We start from the raw sequence: 23,824 nt of genomic DNA, 5'->3' as shown, positions 1-23,824 counted from the left end.
CCCCGGGCGCCTGCCTACACGAGCGTGACGTCCGTAGCCCCCGACGCCACTTCGATCACCTGCACGCTGGCCGTGGCTGGTTGTGCCGGCGCCGTAGTGCCCTGAAGCGGCTTCATCACATGGAAGGCGCAACTGAGCTTCGCAGGGGTGAGCGTCACCAGCGCATAGCCCTCGGCGTTGGTCTCGACGTGCCGCAGCCACGGGTTGAAGGTGCGCAGCGTGGCATTGAGGGCGTTCACCACCGCGCCGCCCGCGTTGGTGTAGATCAGGTCGTGCAGCGCCGCGAAGGCCTGGTCGTTGTCGACCAGCGCGCGCAGCCGGCTCAGCAGCGTGTTGCTCGACACCCCGGCCGTGACGAGGTCGACCATGACCGGAGCCGGGCTCGCGGCATCGTAGTCGTCCATCACCTGTCCGGCGAAGAACGCATGGATATCGCCGCTCAGCGTGACCACGTTGCGCACTCCGTGGGTCTTCAGGAACGCCATCAGGTTCTTGCGCTCGGCGTTGTAGCCGTCCCATTGGTCGGCATTGAGGATGAGGCGGTCAAGCAGTTCGATCGGCGGCAGGCGCTTGTCGATGAACGGCTTGATGGTCGAGTCGAAGGTGGCGCTGCTGATGCCCACGCGCGACGCCACGTTGCGCAACGCGGTGTACGCCAGTCCCGCCAGCGTGCCCGCTGCCCTGGCGCCGCGCAGGTCGCTGGCCAGCGCCGCGGCCGCGTCGGCCACCACAGGTGCCAGCAAGCTGTTGAGTTGCGCGAGTTCCTTTGCGATCAGGTCGGCGAGCGCTTGCGGGATGTCCACCTGCATGCGCAGCATGGCCAGTTCGTTGCCCCACAGCTTCCACGTGGTGTTGGCGCCGCCGACGTGGTCCTGCCACCAGGCGCGCTGGGTGTCGCCCAGCATGCTCACCGGCGTCAGCGCGTTGCCGGCGGCCGCGATCTTGTCGGCCTCGGCGGTGGCCAGCTTGTCGGCTCGCACAAACTGCCGGCTGCCGACGGCGCCCCCGGTCGACGCCTCCGGAATGATGTGGTCGGCACGGTAGAGGCGTTCGTCGGTCATCAGCAGCGTGGCCAGGTTGCCGAACGTGAACGACCGGTAGATCTGGATGTTCTGGAACGAAGGATTGTTCAGGTCGATCGTGACATCGGCCGGCAGGAACTCGAACCACGCCTGGTTGGCGCTGCGCCGCCGCGCGGTGCGCGGTGTCGCGTCGTCGGTGGCGCTGTAGGTCTGGCGATCCTGCCAGCAGTTGTCGGAGAACTCGTGGTCGTCCCAGATGGCGATCACCGGGAAGGCTGCGTGCAGCGCCTGCAAACGCGTGTCGCTGCGATAGTTGCGGTACAGGTAGCGATAATCGGCGAGCGTGGTGGCATACACCGAGCCGTCCGGCAGCGCGGTGCCGTTCGGCAGTTGCAGGACGCCATGCCGGTCCTCGACGTTGCCGTTGCGCGAACCGCCGGGCACGGCCTCGTAGATGTAGTCGCCCACGTGGACGACGAAGTCCAGGTCCTGCTGGGCAAGTTCTTCCATGCCGGCCCAGTGGTTGACGTTCCAGTCCTGGCAGCAGATGAAGGCAAAGCGCAGTTGCGACAGCGGCGTGCCGGCGGGCGCGGCGGTGCGCGTGCGGCCGACCGTGCTGGCGCGGTCGCCGAGCAGGAAGCGGTAGTAGTACTGCGTCGACGGCGAGAGACCGGTGACCTTGTTGCGCAAGGTGTAGTCCCAGTCGGGCAGCGCGGAAAGCAACTGATTGACGAGCAGCGTGCCGAAGTCCTGCTGCACCGACACCTGGAGCCGCACCTGTACCGCCCGCTGGCCGTTGCTGCCGTCCACGCGCGTCCAGACCACCACGCTGTCAGGCTTCGGGTCGCCCGAAGCGACGCCGTGCAGGAAGTTGAAGTTCTCGGGATTTCCCATGTCGGAGGGCTGTGGCTCCGAGTCGCCGCCTCCGCCGCATGCGGCGAGTCCGCCGGCGGCTACGGAAACGGTCATGAAACTTCCCCACTTGAGGAACTGGCGGCGGTCCATGGCGCTTCTCCTTATGCTAATCCCGCATGGGTGGCATCTGGATACTAGGTATCGCACTGCGCGGTCGCTGTCGGTGTCGGGCCGACATCGCTATAGGAGAAGGATGACGCCGGAACGCGGATGTCAGGATTGGCTCGCATTGGCGCGGCACTACCGGAGCAATATCCTCGCATTGCGGACAGGCAGCCGGTTGCCTGCAAATCCGAACGCCTATAGTAGCCATACCGGCACACACCCATCGCTCCCGGAGCCCGCGCCCATGGCTTTTGTCCACACGGTTGGCCAGCACCGCCACGTCTTCGCCGACCTGCGTACCTTGCTGGCCAAAGCCAGCCCTGCCCGGTCCGGCGACTGCCTTGCCGGCATTGCCGCCGGGAGCGAGGAAGAGCGCATGGCGGCGCGCATGGCGCTGGCCGCCGTGCCGTTGTCGCACTTCTTGTCCGAAGCGCTGGTCCCGTATGAGGACGACGAGGTGACCCGCCTGATCCTCGACAGCCACGATGCCGGCGCCTTCGGCGAGATCGCCTCCCTCACGGTGGGCGACTTCCGCAACTGGCTGTTGCTGCACGAGACCGACAACGCCACGCTCGCACGCGTGGCGCGCGGCATCACGCCGGAAATGGCGGCGGCGGTCAGCAAGCTCATGCGCAACCAGGACCTGGTCGCGGTCGCGCGCAAGTGCCGCGTGGTCACGCGCTTTCGCAGCACGGTCGGCTTGCCGGGCCGCTTGTCCGTGCGGCTGCAGCCGAACCATCCGACCGACGATCCCAAGGGCATTGCGGCGTCGATCATCGACGGGCTGATGTATGGCTGCGGCGATGCAACCATCGGCGTCAATCCGGCATCGGACAACCTGGCCGCGATCGTGTCCCTGCTGCGCATGATCGACGACCTGCGCTGCCGTTTTGATATCCCCACGCAGTCCTGCGTGCTCGCGCATGTCACCCACACCCTGCGCGCCATGGAGCAGGGCGCGCCGGTGGACCTGGTGTTCCAGTCGGTGGCGGGCAGCGAGCACGCCAACGCCGCGTTCGGCATCAGCCTGTCGCTGCTGGCCGAGGCGCATGACGCCGCGCAGTCGCTGGCGCGCGGCACGGTGGGCAACAACGTGATGTACTTCGAGACCGGGCAGGGGAGCGCGCTGTCGGCCAACGCGCACCATGGCGTGGACCAGCAGACCATGGAAGCGCGCGCCTATGCGGTGGCGCGGCGATTCTCGCCGCTGCTGGTCAATACCGTAGTGGGGTTTATCGGCCCCGAGTACCTGTATGACGGCAAGCAGATCATCCGTGCCGGGCTCGAAGACCATTTCTGCGGCAAGCTGCTGGGCGTGCCGATGGGCTGCGACGTCTGCTACACCAACCATGCCGAGGCCGACCAGGACGATATGGACACGCTGCTGACGCTGTTCGGCGTGGCGGGCATCAACTTCATCATGGGCGTGCCAGGGGCCGACGACATCATGCTGAACTACCAGAGCACGTCGTTCCACGACGCGCTGTACCTGCGCGAGGTACTGGGCCTGCGGCCCGCGCCCGAGTTCGAGGCCTGGCTGCAGCGCATGGGCATTGCCGATGGCAGCGGACGCCTGCTGGAGTCCACCGATCGGCAGCCGCTGCTTGAACTGGCGCATTCGCTGTAGCCGCGGACATGGCCAAGCCTGCATCCTCCGTCACGCAACCCAATCCCTGGCAGCAGTTGCGCCAGTTCACGCGTGCGCGCATTGCGCTCGGCCGCGCCGGGCACAGTCAGACGACTGACACCGTGCTGGCCTTCGGTCTGGCGCATGCGCAGGCACGCGATGCGGTGCACCTGCCGCTGGACCGCGCGGCCGTCGAAGCCGCGCTCGCGCAGGCCGGGTTTGCCAGCGTGCCGGTCCACAGCGCCGCGCCGGACCGCGCGCATTACCTGCGCCGCCCCGACCTGGGCCGCAGGCTGGATAAAGCCAGCCGTGCGCGGCTGGCGAAGGCGCATGCCGATCCGGTGCCCGATGTGGTGTTCGTGATTGCCGACGGCCTGTCCGCGCTGGCTGCGCAGGGCCACGCGGTGCCGCTGCTGCTTGCCGTGCGCGAACGGTTGCCGCGGGACTGGACCGTGGCGCCGGTCGTGATCGCCGAGCAAGCGCGCGTGGCGCTGGGCGATGAAGTGGGCGAGCTGACCGGCGCGCGCCAGGTCGTGATGCTGATCGGCGAACGGCCGGGGCTCAGTTCGCCCGACAGCCTCGGCCTCTACCTGACCTATGCGCCGCGCGTCGGCCGCACGGACGCGGAGCGCAACTGCATCTCCAACGTGCGCCCGGAAGGCTTGCCCTACGCGCAGGCCGCCGAGCGGCTGGCATTTCTGCTGCGCGGCGCGGCCGCGCTTGGTTGTTCCGGCGTGGCGCTCAAGGATGACAGCGCACCGGCGCTGCCGGGCGACGCGGCCGCAACGTCATGACACGGAGAACGATATGCAAGCCGATATCCACCTGCAGGCCTGGCTGGAATCGCATGCCGCCAATGGGGTGACGATGATCGCGGCCTATGTCAGCGCGGCCCGTGAGGCGGATCTGCAGTACGACATCCGGCTGCGCAGCAGCGGGCAGGGCAACTCGTCGGCCATTGCGCAGAGCGGCACGGTGCACGTGCAGCAAAACCAGCCCAGCCAGGTGTCTTCCATGGCGGTGATGCCGGTGCCGGGCGGCAGATGTGAAGTGGGGCTGACGCTGCGGGACGGGAACACGGTGGTGGCACGGTACACGCTAGACTGCAGCGCAAAGTAAAACGGCCGGCGCAGGGCCGGCCGTTGTCCGTTGCAAGGATCGCGGCTACATCATACGCCGCGAGAAATGCCCCGGTTCGGCATCCGACATGAGGTTCGAGAACTGGTCCATGCTCATGTGCACCAGTTCCTGGTGGTCGCCCGCCTCGAAATACACGTCGGGGTGTTTCATTAGGCTGTCGTCGACATAGGTCTGCATGCCATACGCCATGGCCACGGGCGGGATCGCGCCGAGGTCGCAGTCCTTGAAGACCTCGCGAATTTCGTCTTCATGCGCCAGCACCAGCTTGCGGCCGGTCTGCTCGCACAGCGCAGCCATGTGCAGGTGATGGTTCGACGGGATCACTGCGGCGACATAGCCATTCTCGTCTTCCAGCAGCAAAGTCTTGGCCAGGCGGTCTCCGGGTACGTGCGCAGCCTCGGCAGTGGCCATGCTGCTGAGGGTGTAAGGATGGTGGACGATGTCGTACTGCGTATTCTTGCTGCTCATGCAGCTCGCCAGCGTGCTTGCCAGGGCCATGATTGCTCCTCTGGATGCGAAGGCCGGTCACTCCCGGGCAACCGGCGGGGACAAGGGTTTTCCTTGTGTACCTACTATAGACGGTGGTATCAGCCCTGGCGTGGCGCGGCGCTATCGTGCAGCCGCGGCCACACGGCCTGGAGTTCGGCCTTCAGGAAGGTCAGCAGGCAGCGCGTGGCCAGCGTCTGGTACCGGTTGGGCATGGTCAGCATATAGAGCTTGCTGCCGAACACGCTGATGCGATAGCCGTCGAGCAGCGAGGTGAGCGCGCCGCTGGCCAGTTCGTCGCCAACGGCGTAGATCGGGAACAGCCCGATGCCCAGCCCGGCCATTACGCCCTCCTTCAGGAACGCGAAGTTGTCGGAACTCAGCGTGGGCTCCAGCACGACCTGCTCGCGTGCGGCGCCGCCATGCGGAGGCGTGCCCGATACCTTGAGCTTCTGGCCGACCGGCGACGCGCACACCACCGCATGCCCGCCCAGTTCCGCCAATACCTTCGGCGCCGGGTGCGCCGCCAGGTAGGCCGGTGCGCCGCAGACCACCCAGTCGACTTCGCCGATCTCCGTCGCCACCACCGAATCGGGCGGCGTGGAGATGATGCGCAAGGCCACGTCGACGTCTTCCGACACCAGGTTGTGCACGCGGTTGTCGAACACCACGTCGAGCAGGATGTCGGGATAGCGCTGCTTGAACTGCACCAGCAGCGGCGACAGCATGGTGTGGCCGAGGCCGGTCGGCACCGACAGGCGCACATGGCCCTGCATGCTCTTGCCCATATTGCTGATGAGCGCATTGGCCGCCGCGACCTCGCCCAGGATATTGCGGCCGTGCTCATAGAGCCCGGCGCCCACGGGCGTGGGTTCCACGTGGCGCGTGGTCCGCCGCAGCAACTGGACGCCAAGCTCTTCTTCGAGCGCCTTCAGGTGGTAGCTGACATTGGCCCGCGTCATCTTGAGCTTGCGCGCGGCGGCGCTGAGGTTGCCGGCATCGACGATGTCGACGAACAGGCGCAGGGCGTTGAGATCCATGGATGGGGAAAGAAGGCGGTTCAGGGTGCGGGCTGCCGGTGGCAGCATCCGCACCCGTAGTGTGCCACGCGCAGCCGGCGACACCTGCCGCCGGCACGGCGTTCAGTGCTCGTGATGGAGGTACCTGGCCTGGCGTGGCAGGCGCAGGCTGACCAGGAAGGCAACCACCATCATGGCGGTGACATACCAGTAGAACGCGGTCTCATGGCCGACGGATTTGAGTCCCAGCGCCACGTATTCGGCCGTGCCGCCAAACGCCGCGTTGGCAATCGCATAGGCCAGGCCGACGCCAAGCGCCCGCACTTCGGCCGGGAACATTTCTGCCTTCACGATACCGCTGATCGACGTATAGAAGCTGACGATGGCCAGCGCCACGGCGATCAGCACGAACGCCAGTTCCGGGCTCGACACGGTTCGCAGCGCGGTCAGGATCGGCACCGTGGCCACCGCGCCCAGCGCACCGAACAGCAGCATGTTGTTGCGCCGGCCGATGCGGTCGGACAACGCGCCGAACACGGGCTGCATGCACATGTACAGGAACAGGCATCCGGTCATCACGTAGCTGGCCGTCTTGATCGACATGCCGGCCGTGTTGACCAGGTACTTCTGCATATACGTGGTGAAGGTGTAGAAGATCAGCGAGCCGCCGGCGGTGTAGCCCAGCACGGTGAAGAAGGCGGCCTTGTGGTTGCGGAAGATCTCCGCGACGCTGCCGGCTTCCTTGCTGCCGCGCGTGGCCGCGGACGAGGTCTCGTGCAGCGTGCGGCGCAGGAACAGCGCCACCACCGCGGTGATCGCGCCGACCACGAACGGAATGCGCCAGCCCCAGGCCTTGAGTTCGGCGTCATCGAGCAGCTGCTGCAGGATCACCACCACCAGTACCGCCAGCAACTGGCCGCCGATCAGCGTGACGTACTGGAACGACGAGAAGAACCCGCGCCGTCCGCGCAGCGCCACCTCGCTCATATAAGTCGCCGTGGTGCCGTACTCGCCGCCAACCGACAAGCCCTGGATCAGGCGTGCGAGCAGCAGCAGCGCCGGCGCCCAGTTGCCGATGCTGGCATAAGTCGGCAGGCCGGCAATCAGCAGCGAGCCGAAGCACATCAACAGCACCGAGATCAGCATGGAGTTCTTGCGCCCATGCCGGTCGGCAATGGTGCCGAACAGCCAGCCGCCGATCGGCCGCATCAGGAAGCCGGCCGCGAACACGCCCGCGGTGTTCAGCAGCTGCGCGGTGGGATCGGCCTTGGGAAAGAACGATGGCGCGAAGTAAATCGCGCAGAACGCGTAGACGTAGAAGTCGAACCATTCGACGAGGTTGCCTGACGAGGCGGCAACGATGGCGAAGACGCGTTTGCGCACCTCTTCGGGCGTAGGCGCGGCGGCCTGGTTGGAGTCGGCTGTGAGATCGGTCATTTTTTGTCTTGGCAATCAGGGAGCGGCGATGCACGGGGGCGCGGGCCGCGATCAGCAGGGCCGCAGGCTGGCTCGCGCCGTTGGAACGCCGCCTGGTTCCGGAGTGGGGCGGCGAGTAGAGGATCGGCGTCAGCCCGTGCTGGCTGGCGTGAATCGACGCACACTGCGGCACGTTGATGGATGACAGCCTACCCCGATCAGGGACCGCTGCACACCCCGGCACGGTGCACATATCTATTGCGCTGCAACATTCGTTACGAGGCGACGGGGCTGGCGGCAGATTGTCCTGGGCCTTGGACACACTGTCTCGCTGGTGCGTCTCTGCCTCAGCATGCCGGACCGCTTGAAACACGCGTGACGGTGGACAATGATGAGCCTGAGCGCCCTCATTTCCATGCCGATGTCCTCTTCCCTGCGCAGATGGCTGTGCCTGATGCTGTTCGTGACGATCGAGCCATCGTGGGCCCAGGACCTGGTCGAATGCAGGCGCATCGACAAGGAGCAACTGGCCTCCGCCAGCACCGAGACGCTGCTGTTCCTGCGCTGCCGCGCGCGCCGCATTGCCTACGAGGCCCCGCGGCTCAAAGGCGTGTCGCAGCGCGCCAGGGACGACGTCATGTTCGCGTGCCTGGACCAGGCCGATGCGGTCGAGCATCAGCTGCGCGTGCGGCATGGCTATACGCGCGAGTCCCTGGCGCGCGAACACTGCGAATAGCAGCCGGGAAGGCGCAGCGGCGGCTGTCCCACCAGCTGGCCCTCCGGCCGCAGCAGCGGTGCCAGGCCATCGCCGAAGATCTCGCCCCAGTGGCGGCGGAAGGCGCCGTACCGGACCAGCTCGATGAATTGCGCGTTGAGCGTTTCCGGGACGCCGATCGGGTACCCGTTGGTCAGCGAATGTAGCGCGCGACGTCAGCCGGCTTCGCGCGCCGCCGCCCGCAGGCACTCCTTGAACAGTTCGACGGCGCGCACAGCGAGCGAGCCAGGCACGGCGAAGAAGCCGACATCGCCGAATGCCGGCGCGTGCTCCAGCGGGATGATGGCAAGGCTGCCGGTGTCGACGAATTGCCGTGCGGCGGAGCGCGGCATCAGCCCGATGGTCGCCTGATCGAACATCAGCGCGACATTGGTCATGACCGAGAGCGATTCGACCACATCGACGAGTCGCGCGTGGGCCACCACAGCAGCAACAAGGCCATGCTTTACGCGCTGCGGGGCACCTACGCGTTCTCCAGGCGCACCTCGGTCTACGGCACGATGGGCTTTGTCGACAACAGCGGCCAGTCCGCCGTGGCGGTTGACGGCGCGGCGGCTCCGCCGCCGGGATCGTCGCAGCTTGGCGCGATGCTGGGGATCAAGCATATCTTCTGAGGACCATACGGCACTCATGGCGGGGCAGTTGAATCCGCCATTGGCCCTCGGTACCTGTGTCATCGGCGAAAAGCGGCACTCTCGCGATCATCCCTTCACGCGGCGCGGCACCAGCCCCGCCGCAGCCACCGCGCGAGCCGCCAGCAGTGGCCGCGCATCCCGCACGACATCCTGCGTGGCCCTCTGCAGCACGAATTCGCGAAAGCGCTGCGCGGCGGTACGTGACGTGATTTCGCCATTCCAGACGGCCACCACCGGCTCGACGCGGGCATCCAGCTCGAAGCGCAGCACCCGGGCGACCTTGGCCGACATCAGTTGTGCCGCGATGCGTTCGGGAAACACCGACAGGTAGTGCCCGGTCTGCATCAGGCTGGCCGTGGCCGCCACGTCGCTGGTGCGGATGCCGCGCGACGGCGCCGGCGCCCCCAGCGCGTGGAAGGCCATCTGCAGCAGATGAAGCATGCGCGACCCCGTGGCGGGAATGCACCATTGCTGCTCGGACAAGGCCTGCGCCGTCAGCTTGCGGCGCGCCAGCAGCGGGTGATCCGGGCTGGCGACGACAACTACCTTCTGCGCGGGCACGACGGGCGTGCTGCGCAGCGCGGGCTGCGACAGGCGCGGATCGCCGTACGCGAACAGCAGGTCCAGCGAGCCGTGCAGCAATTGCTCGGCCAGTTCGCCAATGCCGCCTTCGATCACGCTGATCTCCACGCGCGGGTTGTCGCGGTAGAAGTCACTCATGGCCTGCGCCAGGAACGGCTGCACCGACATGGTCCGGAACGCCAGCCGCAGTTCGCCCTGACTACCCGCGCGTACCGCCTGCATGGACTCGGCAAGGCGTTCGAGCTGCGCGAGCAGCACCTGCGCGTGGGCTGCCATCTCGCGGCCCGGTTCGGTCAGTTCGAGTCCGCGGCGCCCGCGCGCGAACAGCACCATGCCGGCGATGTCCTCGATCTCCGCCAGCGTTTTCGATACCGCGGCCGGACTGACATGGAAGCGCGCGGCGACCGCCGCCGCCGTCTGCATCTCGCCCAATGCCACGATGACGCGCAGGTGGCGCAGCTTCAGACGGCCAAGCGGGAAACTGGCGGATTCGAGCGGATCGGCGGAAGGCATGGACGGCATGGAAGGCATATCGCAGCTTGCTTTGAAGTTAACCATTTACTCAACTTGGCGACATTTTAATTCGCTTTTTGTGCAAGTCGAGTTGGCCTATAGTCGGCCGGGTCCGAAACGTTCAAGACGAGGCACCCAGACCTCGGAAGGAGACTGATGATCCGTACAACCCGACTTTCCGCCGTGCTTCGTGGTGCTTTCGCCGGCATGGTCCTGGTGGCGATGACGTATGCCGGTGCTGCCGCCGGCGCGGCGTGGCCCGACCGGCCGTTGCGCCTGGTGGTGCCATTCCCGGCCGGTGGTTCCTACGACATCGTCGGCCGCACGCTGGCACGCAAGCTCGAAACGCGCCTTGGCCAGCCCGTGGTGGTGGAGAACATCGCCGGCGGCGCCACCGTGCCGGGCGCGCTGTCCGTGCTCAAGGAAAAGGCCGACGGCAACACGCTGCTGCTCGCCAGCGACGGCACGCTCAATATCAATCCGCACACGATCAAGGGCTTGCGCTACCGCCCGGACAGCGATTTCACGCCAGTTACCGTCCTGACTACGGTGCCGCACTGGATCATCACGCGCACGGATCGCAAGCAGACGAACCTGGCCGAACTGATGGCATATATCCGCGAGCATCCCGGCAAGGTGTCGATCAGCATCAATACCGTCGGCGGCGCCGCGCATCTCGCCCTGGCGGACTGGAAGCGCCGCAACGGGCTCGACTTCACCATCGTGCCCTACCGTGGCTCGCCGCCGGCCATGGCGGACCTGATCGGGGGCCAGACCTATGCGCATGTCGACGTGATCGGCTCGTCCATCAACTATGTCAACGACGGCAAGGCCAGGCCGCTGGCCGCGTTGCAGGCCAAGCCCGTGGCGCAGTTCCCGAACCTGGCGTTGCAGAAGTCCGACAGCAAGGACGGCCTGCTGATCGGCGCCAACTTGTCGCTCGTCGTCAAGGCGGGCACGCCGCCCGAGACCATCGACCGCCTTTACAAGGAAGTGAAGGCCAGCGTCCAGGAGGCTGACTTCCAGGCGCGGCTGCAGACGCTTGCGTACGCGTCCGTGCTGACGCCCCCGGCGGAAAGCCGCCGCTTCCTGCACGCGCAGACGCTGCGCTATGGCGCGATCGCGCGCAACGTCGATCTCGAAGCCAACTGATTCTCGCGGCACGGCCCGCACAGGAGTCCATACCATGCATTTTGTCATTGCCCTGATGCGGCATGAAACCAATACCTTCTCGCCGATCCCGACACCGCTGCACGCCTTTAATCGCGGCAGCACCGATGGCCCCCTGCACGGCGATGACGCCGTGCGCGCTTGCCGCGGAACCAACAGCGCCGCAGCGGCCTTCATGGATCTGGTTGGACGCCAGGGCGACACGTTCGTGATGCCGCTGATGGCCAACGCGGTGCCCAGCGGGGTGGTCACGGCCGACGCGTTCGAATCGATGGCGGCAACCATTGTCGCGGCGGTGCGTGAAGGCTGCGATGCGGTGATGCTCGACCTGCACGGCGCGATGGTGGCGGAGTGCTATCCCGATGCCGAAGGCGAACTGCTGGCGCGCATCCGGGCCGTGGCGCCCGATGTGCCGATTGCCGTTTCGCTCGACTTCCACGCGAACTTCAGCGCGGCGCTGATCGACAATGCCACCGTCATCGCGGGCTACTGCACTTATCCGCACGTCGATGTCTACGAGACCGGCGCCCGCGCCGCGCGCACGCTGATGGCCTCGCTGCGCGGCGAGGCCCGACCGGTGATGCTGTGGCGCACGCTGCCGATGCTCACGCACATGCTGCGCCAGACTCCGCGCGAACAGCCGATGAAGGACATCATGGACCGCGCCATGGCCGCCGAGCGCGATGGCGAAGTGCTGAACGCATCGGTGTTCGGGGGCTTCCCGCTGGCCGACATTGCGCATACCGGGCTGACCGTCGTGATCGTCGCCGATGCCGACCGCGCCGATGCAGGCCGCCGGCTGCTCGACGATCTGTGCGGCATGGCGTGGGAACGCCGCGCCGATTTCGTGTTTCCAATCGAGCCGATGGAGGCCTCGATCGCGCGGGCGCGCAACGCCGAGGCAGGACCGGTGATCCTGGTCGACCACGGCGACAACTGTGGCGCCGGTGGCCCGACCGACGAGATGACGGTGCTGGCCGAAGTGCTGCGGCAAGGGCTGGAGGGCGTGGTGGCCGGGCCGTTCTGGGACCCGGCCGCGGTCACGCAGCTGATCGATGCGGGCGTCGGCAGCACCTTGACGCTCGATGTCGGCGGCAAGACCGATATGCCGGCGCTGGGCCTGAAGGGCCGCCCGCTGACGCTGACGGGCCGGGTCCAGTGCATCACCGACGGCAACTACCAGGTGACCGGGCCGATGTTCACGGGCATGAGGCTGAGCCTGGGCCGCACCGTCGTGCTGGACGTGGACGGCACGCTCGTGGTGGTATGCGAAAAGCCGCAGGAGCCGTTCGATACGGGCGTGTTCACGCACGCGGGCATCGACCTGTCGCGCCGCAAGTACGTGCTGATCAAATCGCGCCAGCATTTCCGCGCGGGCTTCGAGCCGATTGCGAAGGACATCGTGCTGGTAGCGGGCCCCGGCGTCTGCAGCTCCGACTACAGCCTGTTCCCGTTCCGCAATCTGCGGCGCCCGATCTATCCGCTCGAAGTGGATACCACACTGCAGGCCGCCTGAGCAAAGGAGCCAATATGCCGTACCGAATCGTCCCGAGGCGCCTCGCGGCTGCTTTGAGCGTGGCCCTCGGCGTCAGCGCCGTACCCAATGCGGCCGCGGCCGCGGGCAGCGAGACCCCCACGCGCATCGTAGTCGGCTTCGCGGCCGGCGGCGCGCTCGATATCTTCGCGCGCACGCTGGCGGAAAAGCTGCGCGTATCGCTGAACACGCCGGTGCTGGTCGAGAACCGCCCGGGGGCTTCGGCGCGGCTGGCGCTGGACACGGTCAAGCGCGCGCACCCGGATGGAAAGACCGTCCTGATCTCGCCCGCTCCGCCGTTCACCATTTTTCCGCTGACCTACAAGCAACTGCCTTACGATCCCGACAAGGACCTTGTGCCGGTCGCATATCTGGCGGACGTGCCGCTGGTTGCGTCGACGGGGGCGGGCCAGCCCTATCGCACCATGCAGGAATACCTGGCGTGGGTGAAGCGCCAGCCGGCCAGGGGCGGTGTCGGGCTGGTCACGCTTGGCGGCACCATCCACTTCGGCGTGCTGACGCTGAGCAAGGAAATCGGCGTGCCGCTGTTGCCGACCGCTTATCGTGGCGCGGTGATGATGCTGACCGACGAGATCGGCGGGACGCTGCCGCTTGGTATCGATGCCGTTGGCGGCCAGATGGAGCTGTACCGCGCCGGCAAGATTCGCTTCCTTGGCGTCACCGGCACGAAGCGAACGTCATTGCTGCCCGATGTGCCGACGCTTGCTGAAGCCGGCGCACCGGGGTTTGAATTGGCATCGGGCTGGTACTCGGCCTTCGTCCCGGCGGGCACGCCGCCGGCGACTGTAGCGCAGCTTGAAAAGGCCTTGCTTGACGCGACCCGGTCGACGGATGTCCGCGAAAAGATGGCGGCCCTGGGCATGGAGGTGAACGGTCAATCGGGCGCCACGCTGCGCAAGATGATCCGCGACCAGCGTGCGCAGTGGAAGCCCGTGGTCGAGGCGTCGGGCTTCACGGCCAGCGATTGATGGCGGAAGGGGAGGTGACTATTCGATGGTGGCAGGCCCCGGCGTCTTCTGTTCGGACTAGCCTGCAGTCCACCTCGGACCTGGACGGAAAACTTCAAAATAGGTCTTGTAATGAGATCGATTCCCATTTACTATGACATCACTGTCTGACGCAGCGGCAACGCAGACCAGACAACCCGGTCAGCCTGGCACCGTCGCGGTACGCGGCGAGCCCGCCGGACTGCCGGAAAGAATTTCCGGATCGTCGCCAGCAGGGCGGCATCCCGTTACCGACTTTTGTGGGGACCGCTCCGTAACGCGGAGCGTTTGGCAGTAGCCAGTCGCCGGATGGTCGGGAAAGCAACCAGACCCCGCTTTCCCCACCGCGTCATCCGTCGACAAGCCAGGCCGCCTTTTTATTCCGCGCGCCGTACAGCACGGCGCCACGTCCGGGACGGACCGCAAGGGCGTTCCGGACGCCTTCCAGCCATTTCAGCCGTTTTCCCGACGCCGTCCGCGGACGGCGCCCGCAGCCGCATGCCATGCCAACCGTGATGTCCGATCCTGCCCATCTCAAGCGCGCCGGCCTCAAGGCGACGTCGCCCCGCATGCGCGTCCTGGAGGTGTTCCGTACCTGCGAGCGGCGCCACCTGAGCGCCGAAGATGTCTACCGCATCCTGCTCGCGCAGGACGACGACGCCGGGCTCTCGACCGTGTACCGCGTGCTCAACCAGCTGGTCCAGGCCGAGATCCTGCTGCGCCACAGCTTCGAGTCGGACCACGCCGTGTTCGAACTCAACGAAGGCGGCCACCACGATCACCTGATCTGCGTGAGCTGCGGACGCGTCGAGGAATTCCGGGATGAGAGAATCGAGCAGCGCCAGCGCCAGGTCGCGGCCGACAACGACTTCGCGCTGCGCGAACACATGCTGGTCCTGTACGGCATCTGCCCGGAATGCCGGGCGGAAACGCCAGCCGGCTGACAGGCGCGGCGCCACTTAGCGGAGCCGATCATGGAGCGACTGCCCAAGCCCCGGTCCGAACTGAAGCGCCTGATCAACCTCTGCCTGCGCCAGGAGCCGGGCTGCCAGGACTGCCAGCTGCGCGCGCTATGCGTGCACCGGCCGGACCATACCGGCTGCAACTGGAGCGCCGAAGTGGATTTTCCCGAGCGCACCGAAGCCGATGCGGTGCGCAACCTGCGCCAGGCGCGGCGCGTGGTGATGCTGGTGCGCGAGCGCTACAACGTCGTCGCCAGCACCTGAATCTCTGCCTCTCAGCCGCGCGCGGCCTCGGGTTGCGGTAGCGGCCGGGTCGGGCGCAGCACCATCCACACGGCGCCGCCGATCAGCGCGCCACCGGCCAGGTGCGCCCAGGACAGCGACTCGTTGAGGAACAGCGCGCCCCAGACAATGCCGAACGGCGGAATCAGGAACGTGACCGTCAGCGAGCGCACCGGGCCCAGATCGGCAATCAACCGGTAATAGAGAATATAGGCCAGCGCGGTGCAGACCACGCCGAGCCCGAGCATGGCGCCCCACACCCCGGCGCCGGCATCGGGCAGCGTATTGTGCTGCACCAGCGAGCCAAGGCTGAACGGCAGCAGGAACAGCGTAGCCCCGACCAGGCTGCCGGCGGCGACCAGGCGGCTGTCCAGCCCGCCGCGTTCGGTGATCCAGCGCCGCGTCAGGAAACCGGCCAGCCCGTAGCAAGCCGTCGCCACCAGGCAAGCCAGCGCGCCAAGCAGCACGTCCGCCGAAAACGCAACGGGCCCGGTGCGCGTGAGCACTGCCACGCCCGCAATGCCCAGCATCACGCCGGCCGCCTTGGCGCGCGTCAGGCGCTCGGCGAAAAACAGGGTGCCGATCAGCACACCCATCAGCGGCGTCATGGCATTGAACACGGCGGAGTATCCCGCCGGCAGCCAGAGCGCGGCAATGGCATACATGGCGAACGGAATACCGGAATTCACCACGCCCAGCGTAAGCACGGCCGGCCATTTGCCGCGCATGTCGCAGCGCAAGCCGAGCAAGGGCAGGCAGGCGGCGAGCGTGACCGCGCCAATCAGCACCCGCACGAAGGCAGCTGTCAACGGTCCGAGCACGGGCGCCCCGATACGGATAAACAGGAAGCTGGCGCCCCAGAGAGCGGCCAGCGAGAGCAGGCGGACAAGATCGGCGGGTTTCATGGTCTGGCGTCTGGACATCGGCATGGCGGATTAAACGCCCTCGTCCGGTTCAGCCGCAAGCCGTTTTCGGACTCGTTCATTCAGGGCGGCGAAACCGGCGCATCTCGCGAAAAACGCATAAATCATCATGAAAAGCGGCAGTTTCTTTCGTTTTTGCATGGAAATTGGCCGATCCATTTGCACCCCTGCGACGTGACCTTGCAAGGAGCTTTCAGCGGCACCCCTCCATAGAGGGGGATATGCGACAGGCGCGTGACAATGGCACTTCGATCAAACTAAAATCTGGTCTGCGCCAGAGTTAATTGACCCCTCCGACGCATTCCCGACAAGCCGCCAGGAACCTGGCGGCTTCTTTTTTGCCGCAACCAGGCGCAAGCTTGGCATTTGCCGGCATGCCTGCGAGTTGCCACGGCGATCCCCGCCGGTCGCGGATGCTCCACATTGCATAACTTGCGTCAACCGGCCTTCACCGTTCCGCGTTGCCTGCGACATGAAACGACAGTTCCTGGGCTTGCTCGCCCGTGTTTACGTCCTGCAGTTCGCCATGGAAGTCCCTGCGACCGTGGCCATGCTCGCAGAAATGTTGATGGAATATGGCTTCCAGGTCGATATCGGCAGCGTGAGGCCGCTGTTGCGTGCCTTGCAGATGGAAGGCTACCTGCAGAGCGTATTGCGCGACGGCATCGGCCGCGTCTATCTGCTCACCGAGCAGGGCCGTGAAGAATTGCGGTCCAGCCGCGAGCGCATCGACGACCTGTACCGTCGCCTGCACGCGCCGGATACGGAAACCACGGCTCCGACACAAGCCTGAATCTTCCGCGCGCTTGCCGCGCAACGTCCCAGCCTGTCCGCGTGGACGTAGCGTACCCATTTCTGCGCGACGCGGTCGGGCATGGGCGTGCCACCCCAACGCCAAGAAAAATGCGCTGACCGAGGCATCGTCCCGGCCAGCGCATCGACGCGCCCTTGCCTGCGGCGCTGACTACTTCTCTGCCTTCCCTTCGTAGCGCTTGCTCCACTGCCTAGGATGCGATCACGATTCGCGGTCGCCCACACGAAGTCATTCTTGATCAGAACAGCAAACTATTCCGATGGGGCTATCGGCTGATTTTGGGTCCGGTGCCGGGTTCACCGGGTTCGCCGGATTCAGCGCCGACTTCGGCGTCCGCTTCGCGCCAGGCATCGGCAGGCATCATGCGTTCGAAGCCGCTGTCGAGCACTTCGCGCAGCGTCTCGGGTCCGACCGCGCGGCAGAACAAGTAACCCTGCAGGGCATCGCAGCCGCGCTCGCGCAGGAATCCGAACTGCGCCATGGTTTCCACGCCCTCGGCCACGACCTTGAGGTGCAGCTGGTGGCCGAGCGCGATGATCGCCGCCGCCACGACCTGATCATGCCCAGGGGTGGCGACGTCGTCGACGAAGGATTTGTCGATCTTGAGCCGGTTGATCGGCAGCCGCGTCAGGTAGTGCAGGCCCGAATAGCCGGTGCCGAAATCGTCGATCGAGATCTGCACGCCCAGCTCGCGCAGCCGGTGAAAGGTGTCGATGGTGGTCTCGGCGCCGTCGACCAGGATCCCCTCGGTCACCTCGATGGCGAGGCTCGCCGGCGGCAGTCCGGTCTGCTGCAGGCAGCGCGCGACCACTTCGGGAAACCCGGCCTGGCGCAACTGCAGCGGCGAGATGTTCACGGCCACCTCCATATCGCGGCCCAGCGCCAAGCGCAGCGCCTGGATGTCGCGGCAGGCCGTGGCCAGCGTCCATTCGCCAAGCGCGCCGATCAGGCCGCATTGCTCGGCGATGGGGATGAACTCGGCCGGCGACATCGTGCCGCGCTCAGGCGTCTGCCAGGCAATCAGCGCTTCCACGCCGGTCACGGCCAGCGTGGTGGTATCGACGATGGGCTGGTAGCGCAGGTTGAACTCGTGCTCGTCCAGCGCCCGGCGCAGCAGCCCCTCGATGGTGAGTCGTGCAAGGGCCGCTTCGCCCATCTCGCTGGCAAAGCGGCGCTGCTGCGCGCGGCCGCCCTGCTTGGCGGCGTACAGGGCGGCATCGGCCGACTTGAGCAGGTCGGTCAGCGATTCGCCATCGGTCGGGAACATCGCGATGCCCAGCGACGGCGTCACGCGCAGCCGCTGGCCGTCGATATCGAGCGCTTCGGATACCCGCGCCAGGATTTTCGAGGCGGCCAGCTCGGCTTCGCTGTCCTGGCGCAGTCCGCTTAGCACCACGGCGAACTCGTCGCCGCCCATGCGCGCGACCAGGTCGCCGTGGCGTACGGCAGCCTTGAGTCGGTCGGCAATGGAACGCAGCACGTCGTCGCCGACCGGATGGCCCAGCGAGTCGTTGATATGCTTGAAATGATCGAGATCGAGCAGCAGCAGGCCCACGCGCTCGCCGTGGCGCCGCGCGTGCAGCAGCAGCACTTCGCAGCGCTCGGTCAGCCCGACGCGGTTGGGCAGGCCGGTCAGCGCGTCATGCATCGCCAGGTGGCGGATGTACTCGTCCACGCGGTGGCGTTCGGTCAGGTCGCAGGCAATGGCCTGGTACGCGCGCGGCTGGCCGTCTTCGGCCGGCAACGTGCACAACGTCACCTGCACCGGCAGGCGCGAGCCGCCCTTGCGCACCCACGTCCATTCGCGCTCGTCGACCAGTCCCAGGCGGGCCTTCGCCACCAGCGCGGGCAGCCCCGGTGCGACGGCTTCCCCGAGTTCGCGGGTCAGCTCGCGCGCGCGTTCGGCCAGTTCATCGGCCACATGCAGGTCGGCGTAGCGCATGCCGACGGCCATCCCTGGGTCGGGATACCAGAGCATGTGCTGGCCCGCGCGGTTGATGCCGGTGATGCACCCGTCTTCACCGAAGGTGATGACGGACATGGGCGCGTGGTCGGCCAGGCTTGCATAGCGGCCGGCCTGCACGGCAGCCTGCTGGCGCGCCTGCCACAACTCGTCCAGGTCGGTCAGGATCCAGAGGGAGCGGGCGGGCTCGCCGGCACCGTTGCCGGGCAGTCGCGCCATGCCGGCCCGCAGCGGGAAGCGGCTGCCATCCGCGCGCACGCCTTCCAGCTCCCGCTGGGCCGACGCCCGTCCGGACCGCGCGACCGATGCCATCGCAATGCCGGCCACCCCCGGCACCAGCCTGGCCAGCGCGCGGCCCTGCAATTCCTCGGCACTGGTGCCGAAGAGCTGTGCCGCGCGCGCGCTCGCGATGGTTACCCTGCCCTCGGCATCGGTCACCAGGAAGCCGTCCGCGGCAAGCGCCATGCAGGCCTTCAGCATGGCGTGGTCGGCTTCGCGGCGGTTGTCGGCCGCGATGGCGTCCTGCCGGGCGGCCTGGCGCTGGCGTGCCAGCGCAAAGGTCAGCAGCGTCACCAGCAGCGTGGCCAGCGCCCCGGCGGCAGCCACCATGCGGGCGCGGTTGGTGCCCTGGGCCGCTTCGAATGCCGGGCGCGACGCCGCGCGCAAGGTCCAGGTCCGCCCGCCATAGTCGAACTGGCGCTCGGCGGCGAGCATGGGAAGGTGCCCGTCGTCACGGCGCTCGCCGTCGGTGAGATCGCCGGACAAGACCCGGCCGCGCGCGCTGACGGGGCCTTCATGGAGTGCCAGCACCAGCTCGCTGGCGGCGCGTCCCGTCACGCTGCGCATCAGGTCGCCCAGCCGCAGCGACGTATAGACATAGCCGATGACTGCGGCGCGCCGATCCTCGGCATTGCTGAACGCCTCGCCGCCATACACCGGCAGGGCCACCAGCGCGCCAAGCTGGTGCGTCGGCGACTCGGCCTCGCGCTGCAGCTCGAGCCCGCCGGTCGCGCGCGGCTCGCCGCTGTCGCGGGCGGCTTCCAGCGCGGCGCGGCGCGGCGGGTCGGACAGCAGGTCGAAGCCGAGCATCCGGGCGTTGCGCCCGGCCAGTGGCTCGATATAGAAGACGGGCACGTAGAGATCGCGCAGCCCTGGCGGCGTAATGCTGAAATCGGGCAGGCCGTCGCGGCGCGCGGCGGCGGCCAGGCGGGCCGCGCCATCGCGTGGGACCGCCGGGGCATAGCCGACGGATTGCGTGCCGGGCGGCAGTTCGTCGAACTGCGCCGCGTACAGGTAGTTGCGCCACTGGGCGCGCGACGTGGCCGGGTGGGCCGTCATCAGCGCTGCCACGCCACGCAGCAACTGGTCGTTTTCCTGCAGCCGCGCGCGCAGCGCGACCGTGGCATCGGCCAGCAGCGCGTCGAAGCGCTGCTGCGCCAGGCGCTGTTCGGGTTGCGCCGCCTGCCGCCAGGCCGCCGCCGTCAGCAGCGTGCCGCCCGCTGCAACCAGCAGCGCGAGCAACACGGGCACGGCGGACGAGGGCAAACGCAGTTTCATGGCGGACGGGATTCGTGGATTGCCGCGCGGCATATGCCCGCGCCCTTGCAGGCATCGCGGCACTATACCTTGGCACGTCGCACGCGCACAGTCCCGCACCGCACCGCACCGCACCGCACCGCACCGCACCGCACCGTCCCCGTTCTCCCAACGGGACAGCCCGGCAGGTGGGCAATGTCACCCCACACACATTGCCTACCTGCCGTGACGCCGCCGGGTATGGTAGGGTTGTGCCGCTTGCGTTTCATCGCGCCCCCGCCTGCGCGGACACGGCCCGCGGCAAGCCGAATTCCGAACATCGCCCCCGCATGCCCGTCTTCTTGCCCACGCTGAAAGCGCGTATCGCGTTGATCACCACGGTTTTGGCCGCGGTGTTCGGCACGGGCATCGTGCTCACTTCGCTGTACGCGGTGCACCGCGACCTGCATGACGTGCTCCAGGACGAGCAGGACTCGATCGTCAAGCTGTCCGCCGACCAGCTCGACACCGCCATGCAAGACCGCATCATGCTGCTGAAGCAGCAGGCCGGACAGCTTGGCGGCCTGCTCGCCATGGCGCGCGGCACGCAGTCGCACGCCGCGCTGATCCAGGCACTGGCGCAGGTCCGGCGCGCCATTCCCGTTCCTGGCGCGTTCAACGGCCTGATGGTGGCCGACGCGCGCGGCACCGCGCTGGGCGACGGCGGCATGCTCGCCGAAGTCGGCGACCGCGGCTATTTCCGCGAAGCGGCACGCACGCACGCGCCTGTGGTCAGCCCGCCGATCCGGGCGCGCACCAACGACCGCCTGGGCGTGATCGTGGCGGTGCCGGTCCTGTCGGCGCAAGGGCAGTTTGCCGGCCTGGTGGGTGGCTGGCTCGACCTGTCGAGCTCCAACTTTCTCGCGGAAGTCCTGCACAACCGGCTCGGGACCACGGGCTTCTACTGCCTGGTGTCGGCAGGCAGCCGCCCGGTCTACGTGCAGCATCCCGATCCGGCGCAGGCGCGCCAGCCCGCCCGCGCCATTGGCGATACCTGCGGCCAGGAGGACCGCGCCGCGCTGTTGGAATTCCTGACGCCCACGCGCCCGGTGGTCTCGCGCTACCTGATGTCGACCACGGGCTGGGAACTCGTGGCGCTGCTCCCGGCGCGCGAGGCCTACACGCCGCTGCACCGCATGCAGGAGCGCCTGCTGCTGCTGGCGGGGCTGGCGCTGCTGCTGGCGGCCGCGTCCATCTGGCTGGCCGTGCGCTACCTGCTGACGCCGCTGACGCGGCTGCATGAGGTGGTCCGGGACAGCGCCTCCGACCTGTCTGCCTTCGAACGCCTGCCCGAGCGGCAGCATCGCGACGAGATCGGCGACCTGGCGCGCGCGTTCACCCGCCTGATGCGCGACGTGCGCGACCGCCGCCACGAACTGGACCGCAGCGAGCGGCGCCTGCGCGCCGTGACCGACACGCTGCCGTCGCTGCTGGCCTTTGTCGATACGGAGGAGCGCTATGTGTTCAACAACATCGCCTATGAACACACCTTCGGCATGACGCTGGACGAACTGCGCGGCAAGACCGTGCGCGAAGTGCTGGGCGAAACGCGCTATGCCAGGGCCCAGCCGTTCCTGCAGCGCGCGCTGGCGGGTGCCGTGGTGACCTTCGAGTCCGAAGACAGCGATCCTGAATACCACTGCATGGAAACCAGCTACCGCCCCGAATGGAGCGCGGATGGCAGCGAAGTGGTCGGCGTGCATATCCACGTGCAGGACATCACGCCGCGAAAGCTGGAAACCCTGCGCCTGTCGCATATTTCCAGCACCGACCACCTGACCCAGCTATTGAACCGCAGCGCGTTCGAAAGCCGGCTGCAGCACGCCATGGCGGACTGCCGTGAAACCGGCGGGATGATGGCGTTGCTGTACCTGGACATGGACCGCTTCAAGGCGGTCAACGACGTCCACGGGCATGCGGCGGGCGACCTGCTGCTGCAGGCTTTTGCCAAGCGCGTGCTCGGCTGCGTGCGCAAGCAGGACGCGGTGGCGCGCGTCGGCGGCGACGAATTCGCAGTCATCCTCGAATGCGTCGGCAGCGCGGCCGCGGCGCGCAGCGTGGCCACCGCCATCCTGTGCGCGGTAGGGCAGCGCTTTGAGTTCGAGGGCATGTTCGCCGATGTCGACGTCAGCATCGGCGTGGCGTTGTACGACGGCGGCCCGATACAGGACAGCGAGCTGCTGCGCCTGGCTGACGTGCTGCTGTACCGCGCCAAGAGCGCCGGACGGGGCCGGTACGAGATCGGCCCGCCGGAACTGGTGACCGTCGACAGCGCTCAGTGAACCGTGCCGCGCGGGGTGCCGCCCGCGCTACCGGGGTCTTCGCCGCCGTCGCTGCCAGGCTCGTACGCCACATGACGGCCGTCGCTGGACTGGTAGCCCAGCTGCGCGTCGGCGCCGAGCATCTTCTGCCACGCGATCATGGCCTCGGCCACGGCGTTGGACTCGCCCTTGAAGACCACCACATCGTTGCCGCAGGACGGGCACTGTCCGCCAAAGACGGCATCGATGCCGGGCAGGCCGGGCACGTCCAGCTCGTCGAATTCCTGAAATGCTGTCTTGCAATGGCCGCAGACCAGTTGCGCCGGGCGCAAGGCCTCTTTCTTCGCACGCGCCTCTTCCGCCCGCTGCTCGGGGGTACCCCGCCGTTTTGCCTCGCCCATGATGTCCTTCCTTTCCTGCCACATGTGAATGCCGTGTTTCCGATTAGAGCATGGCTTGGGGCGGCTAGTGCCGCTGCCATGGCCATTCCTGCGATCGGGCGTGCGGCGAAGGCGGCATTGTAGATCACTGCTGTGCAGCAAACCCGTCCCGGCAGGACGCGTCGGCGCCTGCTATTGTGGATAACGGTTGCCCGCGACTGCCGTTTCAGTCACCGCGGGTTTCTGCCTGTTGCCGTCACCGACCCCCAATGGAGGACGCTCACATGATCCGACCCACCGTGCAGGAAAACGCCCGCCGCTACGCCGACTGCATTGCCGCCTGCAATGCTTGTGCCGCCGCCGCGCTCAAGTGCGCCGCGGCGTGCCTGGAAGAGCCTGACGTGCGCAAGATGGCGCGCTGCATCGCGCTGGACATGGACTGTGCCGGCATTGCGCAGCTTGCCGCGTCGTACATGCTGCGCAACAGCGAATTCGCTCCGCTGGTCTGCGAGGACTGTGCCGAAGTCTGCAAGTGGTGCAAGGAGGAATGCGAGCGCCACGATGCCGAACACTGCCAGGAGTGCGCGCGCGCGTGCGCGGCTTGCATGGAGGCGTGCCTGAAGATGACGGCCTAGCCATCCATGGATCCAGGGCCGGCGCCATCAAGGATGCCGGCCACATCACTCGACGCCTGCCTGAGCCGGCGTCCGCTTGCGGC

At 67.3% G+C, this 23,824-nt stretch carries 21 protein-coding genes and 1 pseudogene; 13 read left to right on the top strand and 9 right to left on the bottom strand.

Annotated features, from left to right (window positions below; genetic code table 11):
- Positions 1 to 14: 14 nt before the first annotated feature.
- Entirely contained in the window at positions 15 to 2,027 is a 2,013-nt protein-coding gene (locus ACIGJC_RS27595) for an alkaline phosphatase D family protein (protein ID WP_483712683.1), read from the bottom strand.
- Between the two features lie 259 nt (positions 2,028 to 2,286).
- On the opposite strand from ACIGJC_RS27595, the gene ACIGJC_RS27590 reads away from it, so the two are divergent.
- Genes ACIGJC_RS27590 through csgH form a run of 3 tightly spaced genes read left to right on the top strand, consistent with a single transcriptional unit; the run spans position 2,287 to position 4,788 of the window.
- Positions 2,287 to 3,669 (top strand): ethanolamine ammonia-lyase subunit EutB, encoded by a 1,383-nt coding sequence (locus tag ACIGJC_RS27590; RefSeq protein ID WP_483712682.1) that lies wholly within the window; start codon positions 2,287 to 2,289, stop codon positions 3,667 to 3,669.
- Positions 3,670 to 3,677: 8 nt separating this feature from the next.
- Entirely contained in the window at positions 3,678 to 4,463 is a 786-nt protein-coding gene (gene eutC / locus ACIGJC_RS27585) for an ethanolamine ammonia-lyase subunit EutC (protein WP_483712681.1), read from the top strand.
- A gap of 13 nt (positions 4,464 to 4,476) precedes the next feature.
- Positions 4,477 to 4,788 (top strand): curli-like amyloid fiber formation chaperone CsgH, encoded by a 312-nt coding sequence (gene csgH / locus ACIGJC_RS27580; protein ID WP_483712680.1) that lies wholly within the window; start codon positions 4,477 to 4,479, stop codon positions 4,786 to 4,788.
- A gap of 45 nt (positions 4,789 to 4,833) precedes the next feature.
- On the opposite strand, the gene ACIGJC_RS27575 is transcribed toward csgH, so the two are convergent.
- The 3 genes from ACIGJC_RS27575 to ACIGJC_RS27565 form a co-directional block, all read right to left on the bottom strand.
- Complete coding sequence (locus tag ACIGJC_RS27575; protein WP_483712679.1) at positions 4,834 to 5,307, bottom strand: aminoacyl-tRNA deacylase; 474 nt, start codon at positions 5,305 to 5,307, stop codon at positions 4,834 to 4,836.
- Positions 5,308 to 5,396: 89 nt separating this feature from the next.
- The gene (locus tag ACIGJC_RS27570) at positions 5,397 to 6,335 is read right to left on the bottom strand and encodes a LysR family transcriptional regulator (protein WP_483712677.1); all 939 of its coding nucleotides are present in this window, start codon (positions 6,333 to 6,335) and stop codon (positions 5,397 to 5,399) included.
- Between the two features lie 102 nt (positions 6,336 to 6,437).
- Complete coding sequence (locus tag ACIGJC_RS27565; RefSeq protein WP_483712676.1) at positions 6,438 to 7,751, bottom strand: MFS family transporter; 1,314 nt, start codon at positions 7,749 to 7,751, stop codon at positions 6,438 to 6,440.
- 367 nt (positions 7,752 to 8,118) lie between these two features.
- Here ACIGJC_RS27565 and ACIGJC_RS27560 point away from each other — a divergent pair, with 367 nt between their 5' ends.
- Positions 8,119 to 8,466, top strand: a complete 348-nt coding sequence (locus tag ACIGJC_RS27560) for a hypothetical protein (RefSeq protein WP_483712675.1) — start codon at positions 8,119 to 8,121, stop codon at positions 8,464 to 8,466.
- Positions 8,467 to 8,660: 194 nt separating this feature from the next.
- Here ACIGJC_RS27560 and ACIGJC_RS27555 read toward each other — a convergent pair whose 3' ends face one another.
- Positions 8,661 to 8,927, bottom strand: coding sequence for a hypothetical protein (locus tag ACIGJC_RS27555; RefSeq protein ID WP_483712674.1), 267 nt, complete (start codon positions 8,925 to 8,927; stop codon positions 8,661 to 8,663).
- Here ACIGJC_RS27555 and ACIGJC_RS27550 point away from each other — a divergent pair.
- A pseudogene (locus ACIGJC_RS27550) lies at positions 8,925 to 9,119 on the top strand (porin); the annotation flags it as partial. The gene ACIGJC_RS27555 and the pseudogene ACIGJC_RS27550 sit on opposite strands and share 3 nt — an antisense overlap.
- Positions 9,120 to 9,206: 87 nt before the next feature.
- Here the strand turns inward: ACIGJC_RS27550 and ACIGJC_RS27545 are convergent.
- The gene (locus tag ACIGJC_RS27545; protein ID WP_483712672.1) at positions 9,207 to 10,253 is read right to left on the bottom strand and encodes a LysR family transcriptional regulator; all 1,047 of its coding nucleotides are present in this window, start codon (positions 10,251 to 10,253) and stop codon (positions 9,207 to 9,209) included.
- Positions 10,254 to 10,391: 138 nt separating this feature from the next.
- Between ACIGJC_RS27545 and ACIGJC_RS27540 the strand changes: the two genes are divergently transcribed.
- From ACIGJC_RS27540 to ACIGJC_RS27520, 5 genes are all read left to right on the top strand, one after another.
- Positions 10,392 to 11,387: a Bug family tripartite tricarboxylate transporter substrate binding protein gene (locus ACIGJC_RS27540; RefSeq protein WP_483712671.1), complete on the top strand. Its 996-nt coding sequence runs from the start codon at positions 10,392 to 10,394 to the stop codon at positions 11,385 to 11,387.
- A 34-nt stretch (positions 11,388 to 11,421) separates the two neighbouring features.
- Complete coding sequence (locus tag ACIGJC_RS27535; protein ID WP_483712670.1) at positions 11,422 to 12,921, top strand: M81 family metallopeptidase; 1,500 nt, start codon at positions 11,422 to 11,424, stop codon at positions 12,919 to 12,921.
- Positions 12,922 to 12,935: 14 nt separating this feature from the next.
- A complete protein-coding gene (locus ACIGJC_RS27530) occupies positions 12,936 to 13,928 on the top strand; it encodes a tripartite tricarboxylate transporter substrate-binding protein (RefSeq protein WP_483712669.1) in 993 nt (330 codons plus the stop codon).
- Positions 13,929 to 14,449: 521 nt separating this feature from the next.
- Entirely contained in the window at positions 14,450 to 14,890 is a 441-nt protein-coding gene (gene fur, locus ACIGJC_RS27525; RefSeq protein ID WP_483712667.1) for a ferric iron uptake transcriptional regulator, read from the top strand.
- Positions 14,891 to 14,920: 30 nt separating this feature from the next.
- On the top strand, positions 14,921 to 15,172 hold the full coding sequence (locus ACIGJC_RS27520) for a hypothetical protein (RefSeq protein ID WP_483712666.1): 252 nt from the start codon (positions 14,921 to 14,923) through the stop codon (positions 15,170 to 15,172).
- Positions 15,173 to 15,183: 11 nt separating this feature from the next.
- Here ACIGJC_RS27520 and ACIGJC_RS27515 read toward each other — a convergent pair whose 3' ends face one another.
- A complete protein-coding gene (locus tag ACIGJC_RS27515; protein ID WP_483712665.1) occupies positions 15,184 to 16,095 on the bottom strand; it encodes a DMT family transporter in 912 nt (303 codons plus the stop codon).
- Between the two features lie 490 nt (positions 16,096 to 16,585).
- Between ACIGJC_RS27515 and ACIGJC_RS27510 the strand changes: the two genes are divergently transcribed.
- On the top strand, positions 16,586 to 16,906 hold the full coding sequence (locus tag ACIGJC_RS27510; RefSeq protein WP_483712664.1) for a PadR family transcriptional regulator: 321 nt from the start codon (positions 16,586 to 16,588) through the stop codon (positions 16,904 to 16,906).
- A 286-nt stretch (positions 16,907 to 17,192) separates the two neighbouring features.
- Here ACIGJC_RS27510 and ACIGJC_RS27505 read toward each other — a convergent pair whose 3' ends face one another.
- Positions 17,193 to 20,447: a bifunctional diguanylate cyclase/phosphodiesterase gene (locus ACIGJC_RS27505; RefSeq protein WP_483712663.1), complete on the bottom strand. Its 3,255-nt coding sequence runs from the start codon at positions 20,445 to 20,447 to the stop codon at positions 17,193 to 17,195.
- A 308-nt stretch (positions 20,448 to 20,755) separates the two neighbouring features.
- Here ACIGJC_RS27505 and ACIGJC_RS27500 point away from each other — a divergent pair, with 308 nt between their 5' ends.
- Complete coding sequence (locus ACIGJC_RS27500; protein WP_483712662.1) at positions 20,756 to 22,747, top strand: sensor domain-containing diguanylate cyclase; 1,992 nt, start codon at positions 20,756 to 20,758, stop codon at positions 22,745 to 22,747.
- Here ACIGJC_RS27500 and ACIGJC_RS27495 read toward each other — a convergent pair.
- Complete coding sequence (locus ACIGJC_RS27495) at positions 22,741 to 23,127, bottom strand: hypothetical protein (RefSeq protein ID WP_483712661.1); 387 nt, start codon at positions 23,125 to 23,127, stop codon at positions 22,741 to 22,743. The two genes, ACIGJC_RS27500 and ACIGJC_RS27495, sit on opposite strands and share 7 nt — an antisense overlap.
- Positions 23,128 to 23,390: 263 nt before the next feature.
- Between ACIGJC_RS27495 and ACIGJC_RS27490 the strand changes: the two genes are divergently transcribed.
- Positions 23,391 to 23,741 carry a four-helix bundle copper-binding protein gene (locus ACIGJC_RS27490; RefSeq protein ID WP_483712660.1) on the top strand — a complete coding sequence of 117 codons (351 nt, stop codon included), beginning with the start codon at positions 23,391 to 23,393 and terminating at the stop codon, positions 23,739 to 23,741.
- Positions 23,742 to 23,824 lie beyond the last annotated feature (83 nt).

It is taken from the genome of Cupriavidus sp. C3SS-1, from assembly GCF_057073755.1.
Note: the sequence above shows the minus strand (reverse complement) of the source record. Positions and strands in the feature narration are given on the sequence as shown.

Bases quoted from the DNA above. Each gene is read 5' to 3' on its own strand.
- ACIGJC_RS27595 (WP_483712683.1), bottom strand. From the start codon at position 2,027: ATGGACCGCCGCCAGTTCCTCAAGTGGGGAAGTTTCATGACCGTTTCC.
- ACIGJC_RS27590 (WP_483712682.1), top strand. From the start codon at position 2,287: ATGGCTTTTGTCCACACGGTTGGCCAGCACCGCCACGTCTTCGCCGAC.
- eutC (WP_483712681.1), top strand. From the start codon at position 3,678: ATGGCCAAGCCTGCATCCTCCGTCACGCAACCCAATCCCTGGCAGCAG.
- csgH (WP_483712680.1), top strand. From the start codon at position 4,477: ATGCAAGCCGATATCCACCTGCAGGCCTGGCTGGAATCGCATGCCGCC.
- ACIGJC_RS27575 (WP_483712679.1), bottom strand. From the start codon at position 5,307: ATGGCCCTGGCAAGCACGCTGGCGAGCTGCATGAGCAGCAAGAATACG.
- ACIGJC_RS27570 (WP_483712677.1), bottom strand. From the start codon at position 6,335: ATGGATCTCAACGCCCTGCGCCTGTTCGTCGACATCGTCGATGCCGGC.
- ACIGJC_RS27565 (WP_483712676.1), bottom strand. From the start codon at position 7,751: ATGACCGATCTCACAGCCGACTCCAACCAGGCCGCCGCGCCTACGCCC.
- ACIGJC_RS27560 (WP_483712675.1), top strand. From the start codon at position 8,119: ATGATGAGCCTGAGCGCCCTCATTTCCATGCCGATGTCCTCTTCCCTG.
- ACIGJC_RS27545 (WP_483712672.1), bottom strand. From the start codon at position 10,253: ATGCCTTCCATGCCGTCCATGCCTTCCGCCGATCCGCTCGAATCCGCC.
- ACIGJC_RS27540 (WP_483712671.1), top strand. From the start codon at position 10,392: ATGATCCGTACAACCCGACTTTCCGCCGTGCTTCGTGGTGCTTTCGCC.
- ACIGJC_RS27535 (WP_483712670.1), top strand. From the start codon at position 11,422: ATGCATTTTGTCATTGCCCTGATGCGGCATGAAACCAATACCTTCTCG.
- ACIGJC_RS27530 (WP_483712669.1), top strand. From the start codon at position 12,936: ATGCCGTACCGAATCGTCCCGAGGCGCCTCGCGGCTGCTTTGAGCGTG.
- fur (WP_483712667.1), top strand. From the start codon at position 14,450: ATGCCAACCGTGATGTCCGATCCTGCCCATCTCAAGCGCGCCGGCCTC.
- ACIGJC_RS27520 (WP_483712666.1), top strand. From the start codon at position 14,921: ATGGAGCGACTGCCCAAGCCCCGGTCCGAACTGAAGCGCCTGATCAAC.
- ACIGJC_RS27515 (WP_483712665.1), bottom strand. From the start codon at position 16,095: ATGAAACCCGCCGATCTTGTCCGCCTGCTCTCGCTGGCCGCTCTCTGG.
- ACIGJC_RS27510 (WP_483712664.1), top strand. From the start codon at position 16,586: ATGAAACGACAGTTCCTGGGCTTGCTCGCCCGTGTTTACGTCCTGCAG.
- ACIGJC_RS27505 (WP_483712663.1), bottom strand. From the start codon at position 20,447: ATGAAACTGCGTTTGCCCTCGTCCGCCGTGCCCGTGTTGCTCGCGCTG.
- ACIGJC_RS27500 (WP_483712662.1), top strand. From the start codon at position 20,756: ATGCCCGTCTTCTTGCCCACGCTGAAAGCGCGTATCGCGTTGATCACC.
- ACIGJC_RS27495 (WP_483712661.1), bottom strand. From the start codon at position 23,127: ATGGGCGAGGCAAAACGGCGGGGTACCCCCGAGCAGCGGGCGGAAGAG.
- ACIGJC_RS27490 (WP_483712660.1), top strand. From the start codon at position 23,391: ATGATCCGACCCACCGTGCAGGAAAACGCCCGCCGCTACGCCGACTGC.